4 protein-coding genes are annotated in these 3,266 nt (G+C 56.5%); 1 reads left to right on the top strand and 3 read right to left on the bottom strand.

Going from position 1 to position 3,266, the window contains the following annotated elements:
- The coding region (locus ABEB26_RS26705) for a hypothetical protein (protein ID WP_345725143.1) at positions 1-385 on the top strand (385 nt) is incomplete at its 5' end.
- Positions 386-508: 123 nt separating this feature from the next.
- Here the strand turns inward: ABEB26_RS26705 and ABEB26_RS26710 are convergent.
- From ABEB26_RS26710 to ABEB26_RS27050, 3 genes are all read right to left on the bottom strand, one after another.
- A complete protein-coding gene (locus ABEB26_RS26710) occupies positions 509-2,188 on the bottom strand; it encodes an ISL3 family transposase (protein ID WP_345725144.1) in 1,680 nt (559 codons plus the stop codon).
- A 183-nt stretch (positions 2,189-2,371) separates the two neighbouring features.
- Entirely contained in the window at positions 2,372-2,740 is a 369-nt protein-coding gene (locus ABEB26_RS26715) for a hypothetical protein (RefSeq protein ID WP_345725145.1), read from the bottom strand.
- Positions 2,741-2,765: 25 nt separating this feature from the next.
- Complete coding sequence (locus ABEB26_RS27050; RefSeq protein ID WP_486348339.1) at positions 2,766-3,113, bottom strand: ELWxxDGT repeat protein; 348 nt, start codon at positions 3,111-3,113, stop codon at positions 2,766-2,768.
- Positions 3,114-3,266 lie beyond the last annotated feature (153 nt).

Below are 3,266 nucleotides of genomic sequence, written 5' to 3' on the forward strand. Positions count from 1 at the left end.
CTCCCACGATTTCTTGGGTTGCTCCAGTACGCGATTGGGCAATGGTATGGGCCTCCGCCACCCATCGCGTTGGATCGCTATTGTTCCGCATCAGCCGCTACGGCCAAATGGTGACATACTGATCATGCCCAGCGATCCCTTAAACCTTAGTCCAGCACTCCTTGACAATAAAAATCAGGAAGAACTCTTCATCCGACAGACACACCCTGTTATACAAAAGATCATTTGTAGGGTATTTCAGGCGATGCAAATCAGTTCTACCCCTGATGATGTATGGATGACGTTAATGCTTTCCATTCCATTACTGAAAGAGTATCCAAATCTAGGCTCAGTAATTCTTGAAGGCGAGGGATGGGTCAATAACCAGTTGAAACGATTGAAGTAAAAAAAAGGGGAGAGTGGACTTGGCCAATGCACAGGTTCATGCGGCCTTTTGGTGATCGGTTCATGCGGCCTTGGTGATCGGTTCATGCGGCCTTTTGGTGATCGGTTCATGCGGCCTTGGTGATCATACCGAATACGGCAGCAATTTTTGTGGAGACCGCCCCGTCAACAGAACACGCCGGACCAGCAAATCAAGGTTTGCCCGTCCATACATTTGGCGCTTGACGAGTTTCAACCGATGAATGGTTCCTTCTACTGGTCCTTGACTCCATCGCATGGTCAGCGCGGCCTCAATCGCCGCCGCATCAGCCTCAAAGCTGCGAGCTAGCCGCACAAACGCAGCACATCCGCTCTGGTGTGCTTGCGCGAGCCATGGCGCAAATCCTGTTGGCTCCCGATTCCGAATCATAGCGTAAAACGATTCCAGCAGCGTTATCGCGCTATCGAGCTGGGGATGGCGCGTGCGGAGGTCTTCGGTGAGCGGCCGCAGCCATGCTGCCTGTTTCGTGGGCTGGCGCACCAATTCCCACACCAACTGGGTGAGACTGCCACACGGCCATGCCTGTCCCACATGTCCTCGCCGCGCCGCGCCATCACGACTCCATGCGGGTAGGCCACTGGCTTTCCGAAGCTGGGTGACATAGCGTCGCACCGTGTGTGCAGTTCCCTGATACCCCTGCGCTTGAATCTCCAAACAGAGCTGTGCAGCATTCAGGCATCCCGCATTCCATCGTTCAATCAGGTACGGCTTGAAGCGATCAAGCACACTGCGACGATGCGCGTGATGCTGGGGTGGTGGCCCATCGTGCATGGCGTGATAGCGTGCCACGGTTTGCCGCGTGAGTCCAAGCTCGTGGGCAATGGCTCGATGCGTCCAGCCACGTGCGACCAATTCCTGAATCTGTTCGAACTGCCGTTGGCGACGAGCGTGGATGGCATCGCTCCGATGCCGAACCTGCGCCGGAATGGGTTGGGGCGGTAATGGGTCATCAACTATGAGGTTTCGTTGTGCGTCCGGATGGGGTGCGGCGGTCGGGGTCGTTGGCTGACTCAACACGGCCTCGACCAGCGTGCGATGGGCCACCAACGTTTGAAGCAGCGCTTCTCGTACATTAACCTGTATTGCGTGAGGTGCCCCTGCCGCAGCTCCCTCAGCAAAGGCACTGCTGCGATCACGGCTAATGACGGCAACACTGGGATGGGCGTGGAGCCAGGTGGTCAAGGTACTCGCTTGGCGATCGGGCAACACGGCCAATGGACGATGCGTATCCAGATCCACGATGATGGTTCCATACCGCTGGCCTTTTCGCCATGCCCAGTCATCGACCCCAATATGCATGGGCTTCCCGATCGCGGGGAGGGGCATCTGCCACACGATACGTAACAGACGATCACGGCCTGCGGCAAAGCGGAGGAGCGTCGTGAGCTGTGCACCACCGACACCGCCAGTAGCAAGACCTACGTGTCGTTGCGCGTGGGTACAGCGCAGCATAACGCGTGCCGAGGGCTGGAGGATCGTTGGGATGCGTTCGGTAAAAATCCGTCGATCGCAGGTCGGCAGGTCACAGAAAAATTCCCGAACCCGGAGCGACAATTTAATGGTGTAGGCCGCCCACGGAAGGTCGGTGATGGTACGGACATACCGACTATGGATGCGAACAGCGGGCGTGGAACAGACCGGGCATGGCAGCGTGCGTGGCGTGGTGTGTGCGCGAAGGGTGATCTGCTGGTGGGTCGCATCCACCGTCCAGTCATCGACCTGCATGACAGTCGCATCAGGAAGCAGCAACGGTGCAAGATCCATAGAACCTCCATCGAAGGTGTGTCCTATGAATCATACCAACATATGCATGATCACCAAAAGACCGCATGAGCCCATGTTGCATTGGCCAAGTCCAGGGAGAGGACTGATTTGTCGATGCGAGAGTATCCCAAGGGCTAACTTACGACCCAAGTCGGCCCTTGATAAAGGAATAATCATAGCTAACTAGGGTAATGTAATTTTGCGAATTGGGCCTGGTTCCGCGTGGCGAGGCCCCGTCATGATCCAATCCACAAAGTAATAGCTGCGGCTATCCGCACTCCATCCATGACGACACCCATCGGTATAGATCGTCGATGCCAGATCGATGATGATGGTTCCGCGCTCTCCGGTCACCGGATCACGTTCCCAAATCTGTGCGCCATTGGCAACGTACCGCCCATCGGGCGAAGGATACCATTGCGGGACTTCCCCATTATAAGTACTGGGAGGGAGTGGATGCTGCACGGTTGTGGTATCCGTCACGATGCCATTGGGGATGTCATACAACCACCGCTGATCAACCCAAAGCACATCATCGGGATACCAGCGCAATTCAGGCTGTTCTGTCGCATCGCGATCAAGCGGAAGGGTGATCGCCCGTGTCGTGGTGAGATCGAAGACTTGGGCCTGATAGCGCCCTTGATATCGTGAACATGCTGGTCGGACTACTGCTCATTGCTCCCGGCGCAATATCCGCAATACGGCTTGTTCCGGTCATTGGTCCATTACTCTGCCACAATTCTGCCCCGGTTGCACCATCGCTCGCACTAAAGAAAATGGTTGACTCGAACCGAGTGAGTTGTTGCGGGAAATTGCTGAGCGATCCCGGCGCGATATCCGCGACCAGTATTGTCCCAGTCGTCGTTCCGTCGCTTCGCCACAACTCTGTCCCTGTCTGTCCATCCGTAGCCCGGAAGAATAGCATCGATCCGACTACCGTCAACGCATCGGGCGGAACGTGTCAATATTTTTGAGACGGGTGACGATCAGGAATTCCGTTTCAGCCGCGCCGGGTCGTCTACCTGCGCAGCCACGCCGAGCGGCGGGTTGATCCACGCCGCCGTTGGCACGGGTGGCG

Origin of the sequence: Herpetosiphon gulosus (assembly GCF_039545135.1) — a bacterium.
Taxonomy (GTDB): domain Bacteria; phylum Chloroflexota; class Chloroflexia; order Chloroflexales; family Herpetosiphonaceae; genus Herpetosiphon; species Herpetosiphon gulosus.

Coding starts and splice junctions, on each gene's coding strand:
- ABEB26_RS26710 (WP_345725144.1), bottom strand. CDS start 2,188: ATGGATCTTGCACCGTTGCTGCTTCCTGATGCGACTGTCATGCAGGTC.
- ABEB26_RS27050 (WP_486348339.1), bottom strand. CDS start 3,113: ATGCTATTCTTCCGGGCTACGGATGGACAGACAGGGACAGAGTTGTGG.